Here is a 21904-nt window from a genome sequence, read left to right as displayed (position 1 = left end):
GCTAAAGCAAAAGATCCCTGATCAAATCAAGAATGACGCTATGAAAGTTAAAGATTGCTTCGTTACACTCGCAATGACGCTACTTGCCATTAATATCGTCATTGCTATTAGTAAAAAGTCCAAAAAGTTTATAGTTACTACTTAAAGAACACCCCTATAATCCCCTCAAGGGGATAGCTATAAAAGTAAATATGAATAATGCTTTAACACTGTTAGATTGCTTTTTTCCTAGCAAGGAAGATAGTGGCTAATAAAAAATTTTAATTCTTAATTCTTAATTCTTAATTCTTAATTCTTAATTCTTAATTCTTAATTCTTAATTCTTAATTCTTAATTAACCCTTTCTTCTGAACAAGCCTTTACGTTTCTTCAACCTATCCTCATCATAATAGCCATAACCATAACCACCATAGCCCATTCCGTAGATGTAGCCACCATAATATCCATATCCTCTTCTGCGTAATTGGATATCATTAAAGATGACAGACATTGGCTTAATTTTCCCTTCATTATAGAGGCCATTCACCATATTAAGTGCTTGTTTCATACTTACCCCTTGTCTTACAATTAAAAGCGTATGATCTACATGTGGCAATAATTCCATAGCATCAGCAACTAAACCGATTGGAGAAGTATCAATAATAATAGCATCAAACTCTTCACGAAGTTTTACCATAAACTCGTTCATCTTGTCACCTGCTAATAACTCAGAAGGGTTTGGTGGCACAGCTCCAGCTCCAACAAACCAAAGATTTTTCGTTTCACCATTAATAACCACTTCATCTTTTTCTGCATAGCCTGCCAAGTATTCACTTAAACCTCGATCAGGATAAGCTTCAATAAAGTCAGTTAAGTTTGGTTTACGCATATCGGCCCCTATTAGAATGGTTTTTCGACCAGAGGCGGCTAAAGTATAGGCTAAATTTAGAGAACAAAAGGTTTTTCCTTCTCCACTTACAGAAGAAGTTACCATGAATGTTTTGGCTTGTTTTTTATCTCGCCCCTGTAAATATTTCATATTAGCCCTAAGCGCCCTGAAAGATTCGGCCACCAATGATTTAGGCCTGTCCTTCACTATGGTATTGGTCTCATCTATCTTATGAGCAATGTTTCCTAGCAAAGGCATATCAGAATTTCTATCTAAATCATCCCTATCCATTATTCGTGGATTAGTAAAATCTTTAATAAAGAAAAAGGCCACTGGAAGTAACAATCCCATTGCCATCGCTATTAGTAGATTACGCTCCGAATTAGGTCGAACTGGATTATTAGAATAAGAAGGCTCTTCAATTAGTTGATAATCCGATGTGGCGGAAGCTTTTGAAATAGCCGCTTCAGTTTTACGTTCAATAAAAAGGTCAAATAAATTTTGATTCAATTCAAATAATCTTTTCGCACGATTGAGTTCTCGCATATCACCCTGCAATTCACTAATCGAGCCCATTAAAAAATTACTTCTCCTATTTATTGCGGAAAGTGTATCTCGATTTATTTTCTGGTAGCTATTTAAAGCTTCGAAAATATTTTTTTCAAGCCTTTTTCTTATGCTATCTTCTCTGTTTACTAAAGGGTTTTTATAATTTTCCTGATTTCTAAAAATCTTGTCTTTTTGTTTCTGCTGAATATACTGGTTGACTAAATCATTTAGCATCGGGGCATCTAACCCAATTAAAGAGGGGGCAAATACTTCAGAAGTTCTATTTTGCTGTATATATGATTTTAAATAATTATAATAACGCTCTTGTAATAAAACCTCAGCTTTTTGTTGATCTAATTGATTGAGTTTTGAAAATATAGTCTGACTTCCTAATGTCAATTCTCTATTTTCCAATTGGAGTTGATCAATTGTTTCCTGAAATTGAACAATAGAGTCAGAAATCATCGCCATCTGTTCATCAATAAAATTGATGGTATTCTCCAGATTCTGATTTTTTTCTTTTAACCCTAATTCTTCAACTACCTGATAATAGGTATTCATGAAAAGGATATCCTTTTCAGGAATTACACTTTCCATAGCCATATTCAGGATCGCAGACCCTTGCTGTTGCCATGAAATTTTTAACCGATTCTTATACTGACTAACTAGACTTTCTTTTTTATTGATTACAAAAAAGTATTTGTCTTGATCAGTTGAGGCTGAAGACCCACCACCCTCTATCACAAATTTCAAATCTCCAACTAAATAAGGGGTATTATAATTAAAATTCTTCCCCTCTAATTTAGAAGCCCAATCCTGATTTCCTTCAACATTAAATTGAAATTGGTTTTCAGACTTCTTATTAACAAATATTTTTAATCCATAGGGCACATTATTTCCCATTAGGGTATCAATCACAACTTGATATCCATTCCCACTTTTTTGCTCAGTTGTTTTTATATAACCTTGCGCAAAGTAACTTACTCTAAAATTTAGTCTGTTGAGAGTTTCCTCTATCTTATCATTTGATTTTAATAAAGGAATTTCCTCATAAACTTCCTGACTTGACCCTAAGTAATATTTTGCATCTTCGAGTCCAGGTAAGATTGATTTGTTCTCAGTAAATTTCTTAGTGATAAACTGACCTTTTATAGAATAAACCGGATTTGCATATCGATTATATAGAATCCCTAAAGTTGTTGTAAAAGCAAAAAAGAGAATAATAAAAGGCCACCTTCTTAATATCTTAAGCAGATACTTTAGAAAATCTATCGGCTTGTCTTCTTTTACAGCCTCGTCTTGAAAGTCAAATCCATCCATTACTTACTGAGTCTGATTTAAGATGATCAAAATGAGAGATAAAGCGGAAGCTGTAACTCCAATAATATTAGTTGTAGCTGGTAATAAATATCTTCTTGATTGTCTTGCTCTTAATGCTGGCACTACAATTAGATCATTTGGTTGTAAATAAAAGCCTTTCTGAGACACTAAATCTTCTCTTAAAGTATTCACATAATACACTTGTGCTTCACTCCCGCTAAAACGTACTACCTTCAATCGGGATCTATCTGCAAAATCAGTCAGGTTTTCAGCTAAAGTAATGGCGTCAATTACATTGGTTTTAGGATCAAAAGAAGTGTAGCGCCCTTCATTATTCACTTCACCTAATACTGTAAAATGAAAACTTAGTAATTGTATTCTCACTACAGGAGTTTCAAAATAATTAATAAGCTTTTCCTTAATCAATTCCTCCGCTTCACGTATGCTCAAACCCGCTAACTGCACTTCCCCTATTTCAGGCAATTCCAAATTACCTTTTCGATCTATAGTAAAACCAGTTTGCTGCCGATCTAACATTATGGGCATTAAACCAGAGCCTTCCTCACCAACAGCACCCATTCCCTGCATACGCATATTATTTTGATTTCCACCATCTTGAGTACCTTGATTATACTGATTTAATTTTCTTATAATACCTAATTGCTCCTCATATTGCTTCACAAAATCGAACTCTGCCGGAGTTAAACTGGCAATACGAAGCGAGATAATATCTTCAGGCTGAAGTTCATACGGTCTATTGTAGGTTTGATAAGTCCTAATAATACTATCGGATTCAGATACTTCTCCTTTTTCAGGGTCATCTGGATGCTGTAAATACACGATATCTTTGTTGGAAACACAGCTAAAAAAAGAAATGGCTATGAATCCTATATATATAAACTTTCTAATCAACATTTTACTTTTTCAAATACCAAAACTAATAAATTCTATATGATTTAAAATATCAATTTAGGCTTTTATTGTAGTTATCAATCATATTTGGTCGAAATTAATAAATACTTGGTGATGATTACAATTCGATTAATAGAACTTATCAAATATCTAAAAACTAAAAGAATTATTTTTGTCGTAAGTAATTTTACTTAGATACTAAAATTATGATAGAACAATTAAATGATGACAATCTTTGGTTGCACCTTTTTACAAATCAAAGAGTAGTAGTTCGTTTATATTCCGATTATTCCGCTTTATGCAATGCTTTTGAAGCATCCTACAAATCAATAGCAAAAGAAAATAAAAAATCTATACAATTTATAGATGTCGATGTTTCTGAAAATCCAAATTCAGTAAATGCAATAGGTGCTTACAGCCTTCCTTTTGTAGGGATTTATGAAGAAGGAGAATTAAAGGAAAAATTCTCTACCCCCAACTTAAGCCAACTGCATACTATGATTCAAAATCAAATAACATGATAGCTCAATTTCTAACGACTATCTTTCATTAAAAAAAAATTAATAAAAAAAGCCATCCGCAATAGTGCAAATGGCTTTAAAAGAGAGCCTCCTGTCGGGATCGAACCAACGACCTACTGATTACAAGTCAGTTGCTCTACCATCTGAGCTAAGGAGGCATAAACTTAATTTTTAGCTTTTTCAGTTTGTAACCGTTTGTTATTCCCTGAATGCGGATGCAAATATAAAGGCCGTTTTTGTTAATGCAAACCCATTTGCAGAAAAATTTTAAAGAAATTTTTATTCAATTGAACGAACGATTCGTAACTGCTTCTTTAACAGAGAGATTTCTTTTTCTGCATCTTCAATTTTTTCTTCAAATTCTTTTTTGAATTTATCAGCAGTCTTTGATGAGGCGAAAAACTCCATATTATTTTTCCAAGTCACAATATCATTTTGCAAATCTCCAATTTTCTTACGGATTGAATTCTCTTTTTGATTAAGCTTACGATCTGAATTAGGCCCAGCCATAATCTTTGTGATTTGCGCCATCAATTTCACTTTTTCTTTCTGCTCATCATTCAATACATCTTCAGATTTTTCAATAAAGCCTTGAATAGCATTTGAGAAATCTTCTTTCGCTTGTTGAATTGATTCCTTAGGAACAAAACCTATCTTTCCATAAGCTTGCTCATAGGCTTCTAATTGATCTAAATCACCAGGTTCCAGATTATTAATTTGATTGATGATGTCATTTTTAGCCTTAAGATTTTCCTCATACTCTTTCTGAGCATCTTTTGAGCCTGCTCGCTTATTTTCAAAGAATTTGTCACATGCTGCCTTAAATTCTTTGTAAACACTCTCCCTATACTTCTCTGGAACAGGACCTACCTCTTTCCACTGTCTCTGTAGTGCTTTTAATTGATCAGCTGTTTTATTCCATTCTGTGCTTTCAGATAATTCTTGCGCTTTTTTAACAAATTCCTGTTTTTTCTTAAGATTCTCTTCGCGCATACTATCTAAACGCTTAAAGAACTCATGTTTATTGGTAAAGAATTGCTTAAAATTACCCCAGAAGGCTTTATTAATATCTTTGGCATTTTCTTTAGGCACTTGCCCTGTCGCTTCCCACTCTTTTTGAATAGCTAATATTTCCTTTGTTTTGGCATTCCATTCTTTAATTCTATCAGAATCAAATTCAGTAAATGGATTCAATTTTTCAATTATTAGCTTTTTCTTTTCAAGGTTTTCCGTTTGTATTTCTTTTAAATTTTTAACAAACTCCTTACGCTTTTCATATATAGCATCTGAAGCTGCTTTAAATCTTTGCCATAAAGGCTCTTGTTCTTCTTTTGGAACAGGACCTATATGTTTATACTCTTCATGAAGATCATTTAAATGCTTAATAGCATAGGGAACATCTTCTGACTGTGCTAATTCCTCAGCTTGTTCACAAAGCTTTAATTTCGCATCTAAATTCTTCTTTCTATCTAACTCTTTTAATTCAAAAAGAATGCTTCTTTGATCATAATAGCGATCTAATAAGGCATTATAATTAGCCCAAAGCGTTTTGGATTGATTTCCAGGAACCGGACCAACTGCTTTCCACTCTTTCTGAATTTCTTTAATGACATTTAAACCAGTGATAGTCTCTTCGCTATCGACTAATTCTCTTAAGCGATCTAATATTGCTTGTTTAGTTTTAAGGTTCTCGTCTTTTTGGTGTTCAAGCTCCTTATAATGTTTTTTTCTTCTATCCCTATATAATTGATAATTTGCTTCGAAACGTTCATTTAGCTCATCATGCTTCATGGCAAAATCAGCCTCTTCACCACCTTCAGCTAGAAACTTGTCTAATGCTTCTTTTCTTTCAGCATTATACATTTCATCATAGAGCGGCTTAATTTCATTTATAATTCTATCTGCTTTTCTGAAATTATCGCTTTTTGAAATTTCTTTGATTACCTCAACTAACTGTTCCTTACTGAATTCTGAATAGTCTGGAAGCTCTTCATGATCATCTTGATCTTGTTCTTCCTCATTTTCTGAATCTGAAGCATTTTCTATTTTTTCGTTTTCCTGCTCCGAAATTTCTTCAGTTTTTTCTTCTTTATCTGAAACAGCTTCTTGATTTTCTGATGTGGTTTTCACATTATCCTTCTCTTGATCCTTTTCAGAATTATTTTCTTGTGGATTTTCAGAAGTACCTTTTTCTTCTAACATAATACTTTCGATTTATCAATTATAAGGTACAATATTAATTAAAAAATGTGAAAAGTTTCAATCAATTAAGATTGGGATCGGAAGGGTAATTGGCATAAATTTTAAATCTGCCTCCCATTTTTTCTAAAATACTCTTCCAAAGGGTTTCGGGCGGGCTATTAAATATATAGGAAGGATGAACACCTCGGGCAATTATCCAGCTATTGTGATCTATTTCCTCCTGCAATTGATTTTCTGACCAGCCACTGTAACCAACAAAAAATCTGGATTTTTCATTTTCTAATTTACCTTTTTGCATTAAGGCTTGTAAAACATCAAAACTCCCTCCCCAATACAATCCATCACGAATTTTCTGTCCTCCTTCTTTTAATTCATCTATATCATGAATAAAGTGAAGTGTATTTTGTTGTACAGGTCCACCTACAAACAAATCGGCTTCAAATGGACCTATTTCATCTAACACTTCATCTACTTTAAGAATGGATAATTTATTTAATACGAAACCGAAAGAGCCTTCTTCATTGTGCTCACATAACAATATCACAGTCCGCTCAAAGTTCTGATCGGGTAAAAAAGGTTCAGATAAAAGAAGGTCTCCTTTCTGAGGTTGTTCTATATTTTTAAACTCAAAATATTCCATTTAATGAAGTGCAGCTTTTAGAGGAAGGGCTTTTAAAATTTTAGCTTCCTCTTCACTCATTTCTTCTAATCTAGAATATACTTCTTCCTTTTCAAAATATTGTAACGCCATATCGACAAAAATTTCTCCATGTTTGGCCTCAGATGCCCACAGGCGATGATAAAATTTTTTCAAATCACCTTCAGGTAAAGCTTCATAGATTAATCTAAACCTTTCAGCTCCTCTGGTTTCTACTAAAGAGGCCAGTAATAGCCTATCCATAAAACGCTCTTCCCTACCCGATCTACAGGTTTTGATCAAATCATCAACATAGTAATCTTTTTCAATTTTATGAGGTAGTTGAATTCCTTTAGCTTTCATAATAGCGTATACATCTCTAAAATGCTCCAATTCCTCTACCGCGGTGTCAATTAGCTCTGGAATAATTTCAAGTCTGTCAGGAAATTTAGCCACAAAACTCATAGCCATTCCTGAAGCTTTTCTTTCACAATTTGCATGATCTTGTAAGAAACTATCAAAATCTGCCATAACTGTATCTACCCATTCTTGACTACTATCTGCTTTTAAATCAATTCTTAATTTCATTAGATAATTTCTTTAACTATTTATGACCCTTTTATTGGAAACAATTTGAAACAATAATAATTTTAAAATTATTAACCCACTAATGATTGTGGAATTTTTCATTAAAGAATTATCAATAAGTCAGATATAATGAGTCAATCTATTGCAGATATAAGAAAGGAATATAATGCTAGAAGTTTAAGCATTTCAGAAGTTGATAAAAATCCTATAGACCAATTTTTAATTTGGTTTAATATGGCTTTAAAGGCTGAAATTATGGAGCCCAATGCCATGACCTTATCGACTATATCAAATGATAAACCTAGCTCTAGAGTTGTATTACTTAAAGGAGTAGAGAATAGCGAATTCGTTTTTTATACTAACTACAATAGTTCTAAAGGAAGACAGATGATTAAAAACCATAATGTTTCTCTAAATTTTTTCTGGCCAGAACTAGAACGACAAGTACGAATTGAAGGAGAAGTGAAAAAAGTTTCTTCTGAGGTAAGTGATGCTTATTTTCAAAGTAGACCCAGAGGTAGCAGAATTGGCGCGTGGGTGTCACCTCAAAGTGAAGTAATCGAAAATAGAGAAGAGTTAGATAAGAGATTAGCTGAAATTGAATTAAGATTTAAAGATAGAGAAATAGATCGACCACCACATTGGGGAGGCTATTCTGTAAAACCATCGTTAATAGAATTCTGGCAAGGAAGACCCAGTAGATTACATGATAGAATTCAATATACATTAATTGATAACGATAGTTGGAAGATTGAAAGACTAGCACCTTAATGTCTGATTTATATTTCGATAGGTATGCCTACCCAAAAAGATTTATCAAGTCAGAAAGTAGGCCAGGCACTTTCATTAGGGTTGTAATTCCGGTATTCAATGAACCTGACATAAGACCAACTTTAGAATCTTTAGCTCAGTGTAATCCAACAAAAAAAGGCGTTGAAGTGATTTTGGTAATAAACCATGCTGAAAACGCAAGTGAAACGATCAAAGAAAATAGTAGGAAAACGGTAGACCAAATCAACAAATTTATAATTCAAAACACATCAGATTTAGAAATCCAGATAATTGAAGCATTTGATCTCCCTAAAAAAAAAGCTGGGGTTGGATTAGCTCGTAAAATTGGAATGGACGAAGCTGCCTATAGATTTAATTCCATAAATCAAGATGGTGTTATTCTATGTTTTGATGCAGACAGTTTATGTGAGAAGAATTACTTATGTGAAATAGAAAATCACTTTTTAAAATATCCAGATTGTAATGCTGCCTCTATCCATTATGAACATCCAGAAACTAATGAAGATGGAAATTTAAATGAACCTATAATTCTATACGAACTTCATCTACGTTATTACATACAAGCATTAAAATACACCGATTATCCTTTTGCGTATCATACGATTGGTTCGAGCATGGCTGCAAGGTCATCCGTTTATCAAAAACAAGGCGGAATGAATCAAAGAAAAGCTGGAGAAGACTTTTATTTTCTACATAAAATCATTCCTTTAGGTAATTTTCACACCATCACTTCTACAAAGGTGATTCCCTCAGCTAGAATTTCTGATCGAGTCCCTTTTGGTACAGGAAGGGCCATGCAAGAGCATCAAAATAATACCAAAGACTTAAATTTAACTTATGATTTTGAATGTTTTAAGATCATAAAAGCATTTATGAACGAAATCAATATCAAAAGTAATATCAGCGATTTCTATTCAACAATAAAATCATTCTTAATTGAAAATGGATTGGAAACAGAATTAAATAAAATTCAATCTCAATCTAAGAATCAAACCCATTTTAAGCAAAGGTTTTTCGAATGGTTTAATGGATTTAAAATGCTAAAACTTGTTCACTATTTACGAGATAATCAGTTTCATGAAAAATTATTGACCGCGCAAGCAACAGCCTTATTAGTTGAATTAGGATATGAAATAAATCAAAATCCAACTGCCTTAGAGCTTTTAAAAATTTACAGACAGTTGGATATTGATTCTGGTAATTAAATTAGACCATTTAAGTCTTTTACTCCAAGATATCTTTCAATGGTATATCCTTCTGCGTAATCCACTCCAATGATTTGACCAAATTCCATAGCTCTGGCTTCAACCATTTTCATAAATCTAGGGCTGGATATATAAGTTTCTGGTTCTTCAGATCCAGGTTTATAGAATTGTGAGTCGAAGGCTTTAATAGAATTCATTTTCTTATCCCACTGCTCGCTTACATCAACCACAAAATCTGGTTTAATAGGAATGCTTTGAATATAATGGTATACCTGTGAAGGTCTGTATGCTTCTTGAATACTCCCTTTATCATCCTTAGTTTCAAATTGCTTTAGGCCTGCTAAAAACACTGATTCAGATAACAATTCTGATGCCCTACCATGATCAGGATGGCGATCTGAAATAGCATTAGCCAAAACTATTTTAGGCTGATACTGTCTAATCTTTTTTACAATCTCAGTTTGATGCTCCAAATCATTTTTAAAAAATGCATCTTTAAAACCTAGGTTCTCTCTTACCTTAAGCCCTAATATTTCTGCACTTTTTGCTGCTTCTTCCATTCTTTTTTCAGGAGTTCCTCTAGTACCCATTTCACCTCTTGTCAGATCAATGATACCGACATTCTCTCCCATTTCAGCATGTTTTGCAAGCGTACCTGAACAAGCTAATTCTACATCATCCGGATGAGCCGCAAAGGCTAGTATATCTAATTTCATAAATTAAAAAGTAATATCATCTTATACAAACATACTACTACATAAGATGTTTGAACATTGATTTTTGAATAAAAAAAGAATGTCTTAAAATTTAGTATCCTTATAAAATTTAAAGGATTCCCTAAAATCTAAGACATTCTTAAATAAGATTAAGCCTTCTCAGCTACTTCTTGCTGTTCCAGTTCATCTTCCTTTTCAGCTAAGAAACGCTCTGCATCTAATGCAGCCATACAACCAGTACCTGCAGCCGTTACAGCTTGACGATAGGTAAAATCCTGAGCATCACCAGAAGCAAAAACACCTTCAACTTTTGTTTTTGTACTTCCTGCTTTAGTAAGGATGTAACCCGCCTCATTTAAATCTAAATAATCTTTAAAAATTTCGGTATTTGGTTTATGACCAATAGCAACAAAGAAACCAGTAGCTTTAATTTCTGATTTTTCACCCGTTACATTATTGACGACTCTAACACCCTCTACCGCATCTTTACCTAAAACTTCTTCCGTTTCAGTATTCCACAGTACCTCTATATTTTTAGCTTTTTCAACTCTTCTTTGCATGATTTTAGAAGCTCTCATTTCATCTCTTCTTACCAACATTGTAACCTTATTACAAATGTTAGATAGATAAGTAGCTTCTTCTGCTGCTGTATCACCAGCACCAACAACCACAACATCTTGTCCTTTGTAAAAGAATCCATCGCAAACAGCACAGGCAGAAACGCCCATACCATTTAATCTTTGCTCAGATTCTAATCCTAACCATTTGGCAGAAGCTCCTGTAGAAATAATCACAGCATTAGCTGTAATTTCATGCTTATCATCAATAATAACTTTATGAGGATAACCACTGAAATCAACTTTTGTAGCTAAACCAAATCTGACATCAGTTCCAAATCTTTCTGCCTGTTTTTGGAAATCAACCATCATTTGAGGTCCGTTAATTCCATCAGGATAACCAGGGTAATTTTCAACATCATTGGTTATGGTTAATTGTCCACCTGGCTGTCCACCTTGATAAAGTACTGGTTTCAGACCTGCTCTTGCAGCATAAATAGCAGCAGTATATCCTGCAGGTCCTGATCCTATTATTAATACTTTTACTTTTTCCTCTGTCATATCGTTTAATAGTTTCTGAGTTATGTTACGGTTCTCTGCAAAAACAGATGTAAATTTAATAAATAAAATAAAAAAAGGTCTTCTAGAAGACCTCTTTATGTATCATATGTTACGTAAAAACTAACCCAAATAAGGTTTTAATGCTTTACTTCTTGATGTATGTCTAAGTCGTCTAATTGCTTTTTCTTTAATCTGACGAACTCTTTCTCTAGTTAAACTAAATTTCTCTCCAATCTCTTCAAGAGTCATCGAATGCTCACCATTCAATCCAAAGTACAAAGTGATAACGTCAGCCTCTCTTTGAGTTAAAGTAGATAAAGCTCTCTGTACCTCTCTTCTCAATGAATCATTCATTAATTCATCATCAGGAGATTCTTCACCGTCATTTTCTAATACGTCTAGAAGACTATTTTCCTCACCTTGTACAAAAGGTGCATCCATAGATACGTGACGACCAGAGATTTTCATAGTATCAACTACTTCATTTGAAGTAACCTCTAAAACTTCAGCAAGCTCATCCGGAGATGGCTCTCTTTCAAACTTTTGCTCCAAGGTAGAGAAGGTTTTTGAAATCTTATTTAAAGATCCTACTCTATTCAATGGAAGACGAACAATACGAGATTGCTCCGCCAATGCTTGCAATATGGACTGTCTGATCCACCATACTGCATAAGAAATGAATTTAAAACCTCTGGTTTCGTCAAACCTTTGAGCTGCCTTGATCAAACCTAAGTTTCCTTCATTAATCAAGTCTCCTAAGGATAAACCTTGATTCTGATATTGTTTGGCCACAGACACTACGAAACGCAAATTGGCTTTAGTCAATTTTTCAAGTGCAAGTTGATCACCTTGTTTAATCCTAACGGCTAAATCTACTTCCTCGTCCGGAGTTAACAAATCTACTTTCCCTATTTCTTGTAAGTATTTATCGAGGGATTGACTCTCCCGATTGGTGATTTGCTTGCTAATCTTGAGCTGTCTCATTAATTATTTTTTGATTTAAACTTAAACGAACTCTTAACATAGGGAATTCACTAAACAGTTCCTTCCCTATACCAAAAATGTAAATTATTAGATAAAAAAGAAATTATTTCTCTTCTTTTTCTGGTTTAGGTAATAATACCTTTCTCGATAATCTTAATTTTCCAGTCTTTTTGTCGATATCGATCAACTTCACTTTTACTTCTTCTCCGATTTCTAAAACTCCTTCCATATTTTCAATTTTCTCATGTTTGATCTCTGAAATATGTAAAAGACCATCTTTACCAGGCATAATCTCAACAAAAGCACCGTATGGTTGAATTGCTTTCACAACACCATCGTATACCTCACCTACTTCAGGTTTAGCAACAATGCCTTTTATCCATTTAACTGCAGCATCTAAAGATTCCTTATTAACAGCAAATACATTGATTTTACCACCTTTTTCAGTTTCTTCAATCACAACAGTTGCTCCTGTAGTTTTCTGGATTTCTTGAACAACTTTTCCACCAGGACCAATTACAGCACCAATCATTTCTCTATCGATCTCAATGTTAACCACTCTAGGAGCATTTGGTTTATAATCTTCTCTTGGAGCAGCAATTGTTTTAGCCATCTCATTTCTGATATGATCACGACCTGCTTTTGCTTGGTTTAAGGCTTCCATCATTAACTCTGATGACAAACCATCTACTTTAATGTCCATCTGGCAAGCTGTGATCCCTTTTTCAGTACCCGTTACTTTAAAGTCCATATCTCCGATATGATCTTCATCACCTAGGATGTCTGAAAGGATAGCATATTTCCCTGTTTCAGCATCAGAGATTAATCCCATAGCAATACCTGAAACTGCGGATTTAATAGGGATACCTGCGTCCATTAATCCTAATGAACCAGCACAAACAGTAGCCATAGATGAAGAACCATTTGATTCTAAGATATCTGAAACGACTCTAATAGTATAAGGTAAATCTTCTGGTGAAGGAATTACTTGCTTTAAAGCACGCATTGCTAAATTACCGTGCCCTACTTCTCTTCTACCAGGACCTCTATTTGGTCTTGCTTCTCCAGTTGAGAATGCCGGGAAGTTATAATGCAAGATGAATTTATTGTAGCCAGAATGTACAGCTCCATCAATCATCTGCTCATCAAGTTTAGTACCTAATGTAACAGTAGTTAATGATTGAGTTTCACCTCTGGTAAATACCGCGGAACCGTGAGCCGATGGTAAGTAATCTACCTCACTCCAAATTGGTCTGATCTCGTCTAATTTTCTACCATCCAAGCGACTACGCGTTTCTAAAGTAGCATTTCTAATCGCTTTTTTCTGTGTAGCATTTAAATAGCTTTTTGCTAATGTTAAGCTTATTTCTGTCTCTTCTGGTAAAGATTCAAAATATCCATCTTTAATTTCAGAGAATAGTCTCGCTCTTTCATGCTTATCTGCCAAGCCTTTAGCCGCTATATCGTAAAACTGTTGATAGTATTTGTCAAAAATTTCTTTTTCTAATTCAGCATCTGGCTCTTCTTCGTGGTTGTATTCACGTTTTTCAGTTTTACCAGCATCTTTTGCTAAATCTAATTGTGCCTGACATTGGATTTTGATGGCATCATGTGCGAAATTGATGGCTTCCACCATTTCTTCTTCTGAAATTTCTTCCATCTCTCCTTCTACCATCATGATATTATCCATGGTGGCTGCGATAATCATATCGATGTCAGATTCTTCTAATTGCTTAGCATCAGGATTAACAATCATTTTACCATCAACACGAGCCACTCTTACTTCAGAGATCGGGCCTGCAAATGGTATATCGGAAGCAGTAAGTGCAGCTGAAGCTGCTAATGCCGCTAATGCATCAGGTAAGTCATTTTCTCCTAAAGAGAATAATTGTATGAAAACCTGTGTTTCTGCATGGTAATCAGAAGGGAATAAAGGTCTTAATGCTCTATCTACTAATCTTGATGTTAAAACTTCATAGTCAGATAATTTTCCTTCTCTTTTAAGGAATCCACCTGGTATTTTTCCAGATGAAGCAAATTTTTCTTGGTAATCTACAGACATTGGAAGGAAATCTACTCCCTCTCTAGCCTCTTTATTTGAAACAACGGTTGCTAATAAAATGGTATCTCCCATTCTAACTTCAACTGATCCGTCAGCTTGTTTAGCTAACTTCCCTGTTTCGATACTAATTTCTCTACCATCAGGTAGATTGAATGTTTTTTTTATTGCATTTGGTATAGCCATAAATAATTTTTTTACTGTTTTCTCGTCTTGTTGTTAATTGTCCGCATTTGCTATACACGTCCTAAATAAGATGTGGTATTTAATGGGGTGATAATAATGGAAAAAGGGAACCTAATAGATTCCCTTTTTATTGTGAAAAGTGATTTATTTTCTTAATCCTAATTCAGCAATGATTGCTCTGTATCTTTCAATATCTTTCTTGTAAAGATAATCTAACAATCTTCTTCTTTTACCTACAAGTTTCAAAAGACCAGTTCTTGATGAGTGATCTTTTTTGTTAACTTTTAAGTGCTGCGTCAAATGATTGATTCGGAAGGTGAAAAGCGCAATTTGAGATTCTGCCGAACCTGTGTCATTATCTGCTTTTGACCGACCATGATTTTTGAACAGCTCTTTTTTCTTTTCTGTGTCTAAATACATAGTTAGCGTTATTATATTATTTTAAAACAGCCGCAAATATACATGTATTTTTGATGGAACAAAAAGACTATTTATTTTTTCCTTTTGAAAAACTTGAAAATTTTTGCGATTTTTACCGCATAATAATCCACTTCAAATAATCTTGAATCATTTCTAGCTTGTCTGAGGAAGAACAAACCAAACGGCAGAAGTATTACATTAGAGGCCCAAACCGCTGCAAATACGTTTACATCTCCTGCCCTGCCTAATTTTATCCCAGAGGTATTGATCACATAGGAAACAATAAAGAAAATAATTGAAATTATAACTGGAAATCCTAAACCTCCCTTTTTAATAATAGCGCCTAAAGGTGCTCCAATTAAAAACATAACAATACAAGCCACTGCATCAGATAACTTCTTATTTGCTTCAATAGAATATACATTGCTTTCAAATTCTCTTCTTTCTATCCTGGTATTTTCGCCTTTCAATCTATTTTTTGCAAATCGAGGTTTGTCAATTATGCTGTTAAAACCCCTATTCCTACTAAAAAAAGCACTGTCGGCTTTTGCAATTAAAGTAGAGTCATATTTAGTAATGACGCTTTTAGGTACTTCCTTTTCTTCTTCTGTATTGTTATTATTTACGATCGCCTTATTTAAATACTTTTGTTTGGGTCTATTTTGATTTTCTATTGGTTCAATATTATCTATTTTAACTGAGTCGGAATCTACTTTTACAGTATCTTCTTTCATTTCCTCCCATTCTGCTACTGATTCGGGTTTGATCTCATCAATTTCCTTCATGTGCAGATTAAAAAAGCGAGGCGTATATCTATAAATTACTCTTTTTGATTTTATGATGTCATTTTGCATTGAATCAACATCATTCCTTAGTTGAGCTTCATTCTTCATCAATCTATTTGAAGAAAAGAGTTCTTTATCAGTCCTTTCCATTTCAAAAGAAGCTAAGCTAAAAACCACTTTATTATGCTGAAATATATTTCTTACATAATTGGATGGTTTATCGGGTTTACTCGGATCTTGTTCTGTGTATGACCTTCCATCAAACAGTTCCATAACAAGGTATTTATCACCTAAAATGGTATACATTAATGCTGAATCAGCTAAAATGATTTCAGTATTCCCTTTCTTTTTTGAATGATTATAAATGATTAAATCTCCTAAAGATTTATCATCATCGTATTTTTTATTGGCTTTAATACTATATCCAGGAATACCTCCATAAAACGCACCCTCTTTAATATCAATAGAAGGTTTCTTTTGTTTTATATCATATAAAAGACTGTATGCCTCTAAATTCGCTTTGGGTACGATAAAATTATTTGAATAATATACAAGCGCACTTAAGCAAACAACAAAAACAAAGAGCGGCCTTAATACTCTAACCAATGAAATTCCTGCACTTTTAATAGCAGTTAATTCAAAATGCTCCCCTAAGTTTCCAAAAGTCATCAATGAGGAAAGCAAAACTGCTAAAGGGAAAGCTATGGGAGTCATATTTATACTGAAATAAGCTATTAATTCAGCAAAAACACTGAAGCCTAAATCTTTCCCCACAAAATCATCAAAATATTTTAACATGTATTGTGTTAGTAAAATAAATACTACCACAAAAAAAGTTATCAGGAAGGGCCCTATAAAAGATCTTAAGATGAGTTTATCTATTTTTTTCATTCAGGTCTTATGAATTCAAATGCAAATTGTAATACTGTTTGTTTTTTTCAAAATGCAAATAAACAAGAATTATGCTAAAGAAATAAATTATGAGAAAAATGAAAGTTAATTATAAATAAAACTCTATATCAGACTATAGAATAAAAGACATAAAACCCTTTATATCTGCGTTTTATAATTTAATATTAATTTATAATATTATTTTTAATAAAATGCCAACTGCTGTCTTGAACACCTATCCAATCCTTGGAACGAAGTCTAGAGGCAATCACATGATTACCACTTTCTGGGAATGGAATTTCTTTCTTAATTTTTGAAGATAATTGAGCAAACATTTCTTTCATAGCCTCTACTGAGACTACATTATCCTGATTAGATTCATCTTTATAATAATAAGCCATAAATACAGGACATTGCACCTTTTGAAAAGTTTCCTGAATCATACTTTTATTAATCATACTAAATAATGAATAATAGGCATCAACATGATAATATTCAGACCAAAAAGCTGCTATTGAATCTGGCCTTACCTCATGATTAATTTCCCCGCCCATCACCAACTTGGTAATATTCTTACCCCAAGGACCTAAAACCAACCTTTCATTGAAAGCTTGTCTTAAAGCTATATAGGGCGAGTATAATATCAAACCTTCAACATCATTCGGAAATTCAGATGCTAACCATAAAGCTTGCGCAGCACCAGTAGAAGTAGCTGCAATAATCACCTTTTCTCCTAATAATTTCCCGACAGACAATGCTTCCATAGCTGATTCCATGTAGGACTCAGCAGTTAAGCCTTTATATGCATTTTCAGAATTTAAACCTTGTCCCTTTAAACGGGCTAAATAAAGGTTAGCGTTTAAACTATCAGCTAAGTTAGTATGAACAGGGAATCCTTCTTGATGACTTGCCCCAAAGCCAGGTAAATAAACAATGGCATATTCAGTTGATATTGAAATGCCATCATTCCAAACTATTTTAGCTTCATTACCAGCTTTAAGAGTTGGATATTTACTTTCATGTTGTTTAACCCAATTATCTAACGTAATAATATCAGCTGGAATTTCAGGTAATGTATGAGAAAAGATAGGCTCAGGAATTTTAGGACCTAATTTGTAAATTATAAAAATAGTTGCAATAATTAGAATTAAAGCAATAAGAAACCTTTTAAGAAACTTCATTAGGTTTATTCATTTTTAAAATACTGACCAATCACAAAACTAGCGCCAGCCAAAGCAATATCTTTTAATAATGAGCTAGCTGACAGTTGATTACCCTCCATTGCCATCGGAAGATGTACAAATACTGCAAAAATTAATAACATAATGGCGAGTAAATTAGAAACTAAATGTATTCGCCTTTTGATTAGGATACTGATTCCCGCTGCAACCAAAGCTGCCCCTGTTAAGTAAACCCAAAAAGTATGGCCAGGAATAAAAGAAGGTACAACATTTTGTAAAGTTTTAGTGTTTACAAAATGAAATACCCCAAATATTATCATTGGAATAGCAAATAAGAATCTTCCTATATTGGATATTAGGTTCATTATAATTTCAACTTAATTACAACTACCCAATATATAAAAAATTATCCTCTTATTTTATCCAACGCTTTATTAACTGCTGCTGCATCTTCCTCAGTTAAGACCATAGCCTCATTGTGGAAGTTAAATAACTCAGGTTCTATCTCTTTTAATAGCTTTTGACCTGAAGTAGTGATAACAACATCAACTTGCCTTCTATCATACATGCAAATTGATCTTTCTGCCAACCCTTTTTCTACTAATTTATCCACAAGCCTAGATGCATTAGACATTTTGTCAAGCATTCTTTCTTGTATAGAAGAAACAGTTAATGGATCAGGAAATGTGCCTCTTAATATTCTTAATACATTATATTGAGGTGCTGTTAATTTATGTTTTTTAAATATTTTATGTTGAACAGATCCAATCCAATTGGCAGTATAGATAACATTTAAAATGGCTTTTTGCCTTTCAGTCTCGAACTTCGACTGTTTAATTTCTTCTTCTAACTTCATCTTACCTTTAAATTTAACTACTTAATAAATTGTTACACTTTGTATTGTTGTAACATTAAACACGAATGTATATATTTTGTTCCCGTGTTTAAACGTTTAATCGACCAATCGTGTAAAATTATTGATTAATGGCACTTAAATAATCAATGCTGAGGATTGGCGGCTAATAAATTTGCTAATAAGCGATATGCACCAGGCACTCCTGCTGGTAGCTCTCTAAAGAAACTTAGGCCAGTATAAACGAACTTACCTTTGCCATAATCTGCCACTAAAAGTGATCCCTTTTTTGGAGTTTCACCCGGATCATTCCCTACTAAAATAGGTTCATAATGAGAATCCCAATTACTTGGAAAATAAAGACCACGCTCTTGAACCCAACCTTCAAAATCTTGATTTGTAATTTTATTAGGGTAATTCAATACTTCATGTTTAGGGTTGATGAATTCCATTTCTGTTTCCTCAACAGTAATTCTATCTCTAGAAAGATTTAATGGATAAGGCCAGAAATCAGTATCAGGCAGACTGTAAGTAGTGTTGTATTGAACCATATAAACACCTCCTGATTCCATATAATTATTCATTTTACCATAATGGATCTGTAAAGCTTCATTAACATTATAAGCACGTATACCTGCGATTATAGCATCATATTTTTGCAACTCTTCAGCACTAATAGATTCAATATCTATATTTTCAACCTCATAACCCATAGCTTTCAAGGCCTCATCTACGGCATCTCCAGCACCTTCAATATATCCTATTTTGCTACCTGCAATTTGAACATCAGCCAATACCAATTGCTGTTCCGCATTTTGTATGATTACTTGATTTGGAATATGATCGTATTGAATTTCTTGCACATTTTTGTTGACCTCAACATTTCCTATCTGTACTGTTGCCTTTAGAGAAAATTTTCCGGGCTTAGTTCCTGATTTAATTTTTATGCTAAATGTCTTAGAATTGTCTTTAAGAAGATTTTCAAACATTAGCTTTTTGTCATTTTCTACTATTTCCCATCCTTTTGGCAGGTCTAAACTTAGCTCACCTGAAGCATTATCTTTCAATGATTTAATATTTAAAGAAATTTCTTTTTCTTGGCCACTTGAAGTATAAATTGATACTTCCTCTAAAAACTCAATTGAAACTGGTGGTACCACATAAAAAGGCTGGATAATCTCCCCTTTAATTCTATCCGAAGATTTAAATTTTAATGGAGAACTAAATTTAAAATCCTTGCCATTTATTTTCAAAACAACAGTGGCTGTGAAAGAAGGATCATTTTCAGGTTTACCAATTAGTTCTTTATTTTTTACAATGTATAAACCGTTGTCTGATGGCTCATTCAACCAATAAGGGTTTGAATACGGGAAGTCTTGTGGTATATTAAATACTAGCTTCTTAATTTCAACCTGATTGTATTCAAGTGCAACTGATTCATTATTTACACCTTCAACATTAGCCAAACTAGCTGAAATAAATTCTACTTCAGCTGAAGAACGGTTAACTAATTCTAGATTTGCTGAGATTTTATCTTCGGGTGAACCATAAGGATTACTAGTGTAGAACAAATTGTACAATCCAGCACAATTGATAATTAACTCCTCTATGGCTTTTAATTTATCTTTTTTAATGGCAGAATCATCTAATTCCTCAATTAAATCCTTTATTGTGAAAAGTTGATTGATTGAATTTTCAGGCTTTTTGGGATTGAATTCCTTGATTAATTTTTCAATTTCTTTTTGAATACCTGACCCTCCCTTTAATTTTGACCAACTATTATCTATGTCAGCAAATAATTTCTGCTTTGAATCAGACCCTTCCCAATATTCGAAATACTCTACCTCTTCTCCTCTTGAACCTGCAGTACCAAAAGCTTGGGATTTATGACTACTTCTACTTAATGCGGCTATTTCAGTATATGAAATCCCTAATAATGGATCATATCCTCCTACATCTTCGCTAATATATTTATCTTCATCGAAGCCACCATTTCTGCTGAAGAACCAAGATGAAGTATTCCAATAAATCTTTTTTGGCTGCCATACATTTACCCATTTTAGCTGCTCAGAAAAAGCATTTTTATCTCCTGCTTTTGCAAAGGCTTCATGAGCTAATATTGCCGAAGCAGTATGATGACCATGTGTGATACCGGGAGTTTCATTAAAGCGAGTTACAATTATATCAGGTTGAAAATTTCTAATGACCCATACCGCATCTGATAATAATTTTTCTTTTCCCCATTTATTAAAAGCTTCAGTTGGATTTTTTGAATACCCAAAATCATTTGCTCTTGTAAAAAACTGCTGTCCACCATCTATTGAACGTGCTTTCAATAATTCTTGAGTTCTTATTAATCCTAATCCTTCCCTGAGCTCAGGTCCAATTACATTTTGACCTCCATCTCCACGAGTTAAGGATAAATACCCAGCGTCAAATTTTTTTCCATTTTCTACATAGGCTATGAAGCGCGTGTTTTCATCATCTGGATGAGCAGCCATATATAAAACGCGAGTGGTATTTTTAAGCTTTTCCATCTGATGAAGAATTTCAGATGAACTTACTGCCTCTTTAACTTGGGCATTGGATAATTGAACAGTAAAAATGAATATTATCAGTGCGAATATATTTCTCATAAAAATTTTAAATTTCAAACGATTTAAAGAATTATCAAACTGAAATCAATCCAATCCTTTTTCAGCGGCTATTTTTTGGTTTAAATGTTGCAATCACAATTGATAATAAAGGAATAAGCCAAACTAAATCATTCATTAATAAATGAAACATGAATTTTTTTGTAAAAATACCATTCATGATTACAAAATAAACTGCAATCCCTCCTATCAGTTTAGCTAAAAATGATAACAGAATAAGCCATTTAAATCTTAAAGGTTTTAAGAAACCAAGGAACATCATAAACCCTACAATCAGTATTCCAATAGCCTGATAGAAAACCCAATCATTAGAACTCTGATCTCCATTTGTCATCCATTTAATATAACTATCCGGACTCCAAAACAAAAATATTGCCCATGCAGTATTGTAAACTGAGGCAATTAATAACACCCCTCTCATCCAAGCTTGTATCATACTTTATATATTTGTATTGATTAAATA

Annotated in this window: 19 protein-coding genes and 1 tRNA gene; 3 read left to right on the top strand and 17 right to left on the bottom strand. The window is 33.4% G+C overall.

Going from position 1 to position 21904, the window contains the following annotated elements; genetic code table 11:
- Positions 1-334: 334 nt before the first annotated feature.
- Both QYS47_RS09520 and QYS47_RS09515 read right to left on the bottom strand, forming a co-directional pair.
- Positions 335-2737 carry a polysaccharide biosynthesis tyrosine autokinase gene (locus QYS47_RS09520; protein ID WP_322345757.1) on the bottom strand — a complete coding sequence of 801 codons (2403 nt, stop codon included), beginning with the start codon at positions 2735-2737 and terminating at the stop codon, positions 335-337.
- 3 nt (positions 2738-2740) lie between these two features.
- On the bottom strand, positions 2741-3652 hold the full coding sequence (locus QYS47_RS09515; protein ID WP_322345755.1) for a polysaccharide biosynthesis/export family protein: 912 nt from the start codon (positions 3650-3652) through the stop codon (positions 2741-2743).
- Positions 3653-3855: 203 nt separating this feature from the next.
- On the opposite strand from QYS47_RS09515, the gene QYS47_RS09510 reads away from it, so the two are divergent.
- Positions 3856-4170 carry a thioredoxin family protein gene (locus QYS47_RS09510; protein ID WP_302125615.1) on the top strand — a complete coding sequence of 105 codons (315 nt, stop codon included), beginning with the start codon at positions 3856-3858 and terminating at the stop codon, positions 4168-4170.
- An 85-nt stretch (positions 4171-4255) separates the two neighbouring features.
- Here the strand turns inward: QYS47_RS09510 and QYS47_RS09505 are convergent.
- The 4 genes from QYS47_RS09505 to miaE form a co-directional block, all read right to left on the bottom strand.
- Positions 4256-4328 (bottom strand) — tRNA-Thr (locus QYS47_RS09505).
- Positions 4329-4449: 121 nt separating this feature from the next.
- Positions 4450-6372, bottom strand: coding sequence for a DUF349 domain-containing protein (locus tag QYS47_RS09500; protein WP_322345753.1), 1923 nt, complete (start codon positions 6370-6372; stop codon positions 4450-4452).
- Positions 6373-6433: 61 nt separating this feature from the next.
- On the bottom strand, positions 6434-7012 hold the full coding sequence (locus tag QYS47_RS09495; RefSeq protein ID WP_322345752.1) for a YqgE/AlgH family protein: 579 nt from the start codon (positions 7010-7012) through the stop codon (positions 6434-6436).
- Positions 7013-7597: a tRNA-(ms[2]io[6]A)-hydroxylase gene (gene miaE, locus QYS47_RS09490; protein ID WP_322345751.1), complete on the bottom strand. Its 585-nt coding sequence runs from the start codon at positions 7595-7597 to the stop codon at positions 7013-7015.
- Positions 7598-7726: 129 nt separating this feature from the next.
- Here miaE and pdxH point away from each other — a divergent pair, with 129 nt between their 5' ends.
- A complete protein-coding gene (gene pdxH, locus QYS47_RS09485; RefSeq protein WP_308356791.1) occupies positions 7727-8368 on the top strand; it encodes a pyridoxamine 5'-phosphate oxidase in 642 nt (213 codons plus the stop codon).
- The gene (locus QYS47_RS09480; RefSeq protein WP_322345748.1) at positions 8368-9594 is read left to right on the top strand and encodes a glycosyltransferase; all 1227 of its coding nucleotides are present in this window, start codon (positions 8368-8370) and stop codon (positions 9592-9594) included. The genes pdxH and QYS47_RS09480 overlap by 1 nt, the downstream gene beginning before the upstream one ends.
- Here the strand turns inward: QYS47_RS09480 and bshB1 are convergent.
- From bshB1 to QYS47_RS09425, 11 genes are all read right to left on the bottom strand, one after another.
- Positions 9591-10310 carry a bacillithiol biosynthesis deacetylase BshB1 gene (bshB1, locus tag QYS47_RS09475; RefSeq protein ID WP_302125633.1) on the bottom strand — a complete coding sequence of 240 codons (720 nt, stop codon included), beginning with the start codon at positions 10308-10310 and terminating at the stop codon, positions 9591-9593. The genes QYS47_RS09480 and bshB1 overlap by 4 nt on opposite strands.
- A 149-nt stretch (positions 10311-10459) precedes the next feature.
- The gene (trxB, locus tag QYS47_RS09470; protein WP_322345745.1) at positions 10460-11428 is read right to left on the bottom strand and encodes a thioredoxin-disulfide reductase; all 969 of its coding nucleotides are present in this window, start codon (positions 11426-11428) and stop codon (positions 10460-10462) included.
- A 120-nt stretch (positions 11429-11548) separates the two neighbouring features.
- Entirely contained in the window at positions 11549-12412 is an 864-nt protein-coding gene (locus QYS47_RS09465; protein ID WP_322345743.1) for a sigma-70 family RNA polymerase sigma factor, read from the bottom strand.
- A gap of 103 nt (positions 12413-12515) precedes the next feature.
- A complete protein-coding gene (pnp, locus tag QYS47_RS09460; protein WP_322345742.1) occupies positions 12516-14657 on the bottom strand; it encodes a polyribonucleotide nucleotidyltransferase in 2142 nt (713 codons plus the stop codon).
- 144 nt (positions 14658-14801) lie between these two features.
- Complete coding sequence (gene rpsO, locus QYS47_RS09455; RefSeq protein WP_302125635.1) at positions 14802-15077, bottom strand: 30S ribosomal protein S15; 276 nt, start codon at positions 15075-15077, stop codon at positions 14802-14804.
- A 71-nt stretch (positions 15078-15148) separates the two neighbouring features.
- The gene (locus QYS47_RS09450; RefSeq protein WP_322345741.1) at positions 15149-16753 is read right to left on the bottom strand and encodes an LptF/LptG family permease; all 1605 of its coding nucleotides are present in this window, start codon (positions 16751-16753) and stop codon (positions 15149-15151) included.
- Positions 16754-16938: 185 nt separating this feature from the next.
- On the bottom strand, positions 16939-17934 hold the full coding sequence (locus tag QYS47_RS09445) for an alpha/beta hydrolase (protein WP_302125644.1): 996 nt from the start codon (positions 17932-17934) through the stop codon (positions 16939-16941).
- Between the two features lie 5 nt (positions 17935-17939).
- Positions 17940-18299, bottom strand: coding sequence for a DoxX family protein (locus QYS47_RS09440; RefSeq protein ID WP_322345739.1), 360 nt, complete (start codon positions 18297-18299; stop codon positions 17940-17942).
- 41 nt (positions 18300-18340) lie between these two features.
- On the bottom strand, positions 18341-18790 hold the full coding sequence (locus QYS47_RS09435) for a MarR family winged helix-turn-helix transcriptional regulator (protein WP_308356799.1): 450 nt from the start codon (positions 18788-18790) through the stop codon (positions 18341-18343).
- Positions 18791-18933: 143 nt separating this feature from the next.
- Positions 18934-21423: a PIG-L family deacetylase gene (locus QYS47_RS09430; RefSeq protein ID WP_322345737.1), complete on the bottom strand. Its 2490-nt coding sequence runs from the start codon at positions 21421-21423 to the stop codon at positions 18934-18936.
- A 61-nt stretch (positions 21424-21484) separates the two neighbouring features.
- Positions 21485-21877 carry a hypothetical protein gene (locus tag QYS47_RS09425; RefSeq protein ID WP_302125650.1) on the bottom strand — a complete coding sequence of 131 codons (393 nt, stop codon included), beginning with the start codon at positions 21875-21877 and terminating at the stop codon, positions 21485-21487.
- Positions 21878-21904 lie beyond the last annotated feature (27 nt).

Source organism: Marivirga arenosa (assembly GCF_030503875.2).
Classification (GTDB): Bacteria; Bacteroidota; Bacteroidia; order Cytophagales; family Cyclobacteriaceae; genus Marivirga; species Marivirga arenosa.
This window is presented reverse-complemented; position numbering and strand designations above follow the sequence as displayed.

What these genes read in the sequence shown, in the direction of transcription:
- QYS47_RS09520 (WP_322345757.1), bottom strand. Translation starts at nt 2,737, where the DNA reads ATGGATGGATTTGACTTTCAAGACGAGGCTGTAAAAGAAGACAAGCCG.
- QYS47_RS09515 (WP_322345755.1), bottom strand. Translation starts at nt 3,652, where the DNA reads ATGTTGATTAGAAAGTTTATATATATAGGATTCATAGCCATTTCTTTT.
- QYS47_RS09510 (WP_302125615.1), top strand. Translation starts at nt 3,856, where the DNA reads ATGATAGAACAATTAAATGATGACAATCTTTGGTTGCACCTTTTTACA.
- QYS47_RS09500 (WP_322345753.1), bottom strand. Translation starts at nt 6,372, where the DNA reads ATGTTAGAAGAAAAAGGTACTTCTGAAAATCCACAAGAAAATAATTCT.
- QYS47_RS09495 (WP_322345752.1), bottom strand. Translation starts at nt 7,012, where the DNA reads ATGGAATATTTTGAGTTTAAAAATATAGAACAACCTCAGAAAGGAGAC.
- miaE (WP_322345751.1), bottom strand. Translation starts at nt 7,597, where the DNA reads ATGAAATTAAGAATTGATTTAAAAGCAGATAGTAGTCAAGAATGGGTA.
- pdxH (WP_308356791.1), top strand. Translation starts at nt 7,727, where the DNA reads ATGAGTCAATCTATTGCAGATATAAGAAAGGAATATAATGCTAGAAGT.
- QYS47_RS09480 (WP_322345748.1), top strand. Translation starts at nt 8,368, where the DNA reads ATGTCTGATTTATATTTCGATAGGTATGCCTACCCAAAAAGATTTATC.
- bshB1 (WP_302125633.1), bottom strand. Translation starts at nt 10,310, where the DNA reads ATGAAATTAGATATACTAGCCTTTGCGGCTCATCCGGATGATGTAGAA.
- trxB (WP_322345745.1), bottom strand. Translation starts at nt 11,428, where the DNA reads ATGACAGAGGAAAAAGTAAAAGTATTAATAATAGGATCAGGACCTGCA.
- QYS47_RS09465 (WP_322345743.1), bottom strand. Translation starts at nt 12,412, where the DNA reads ATGAGACAGCTCAAGATTAGCAAGCAAATCACCAATCGGGAGAGTCAA.
- pnp (WP_322345742.1), bottom strand. Translation starts at nt 14,657, where the DNA reads ATGGCTATACCAAATGCAATAAAAAAAACATTCAATCTACCTGATGGT.
- rpsO (WP_302125635.1), bottom strand. Translation starts at nt 15,077, where the DNA reads ATGTATTTAGACACAGAAAAGAAAAAAGAGCTGTTCAAAAATCATGGT.
- QYS47_RS09450 (WP_322345741.1), bottom strand. Translation starts at nt 16,753, where the DNA reads ATGAAAAAAATAGATAAACTCATCTTAAGATCTTTTATAGGGCCCTTC.
- QYS47_RS09445 (WP_302125644.1), bottom strand. Translation starts at nt 17,934, where the DNA reads ATGAAGTTTCTTAAAAGGTTTCTTATTGCTTTAATTCTAATTATTGCA.
- QYS47_RS09440 (WP_322345739.1), bottom strand. Translation starts at nt 18,299, where the DNA reads ATGAACCTAATATCCAATATAGGAAGATTCTTATTTGCTATTCCAATG.
- QYS47_RS09435 (WP_308356799.1), bottom strand. Translation starts at nt 18,790, where the DNA reads ATGAAGTTAGAAGAAGAAATTAAACAGTCGAAGTTCGAGACTGAAAGG.
- QYS47_RS09430 (WP_322345737.1), bottom strand. Translation starts at nt 21,423, where the DNA reads ATGAGAAATATATTCGCACTGATAATATTCATTTTTACTGTTCAATTA.
- QYS47_RS09425 (WP_302125650.1), bottom strand. Translation starts at nt 21,877, where the DNA reads ATGATACAAGCTTGGATGAGAGGGGTGTTATTAATTGCCTCAGTTTAC.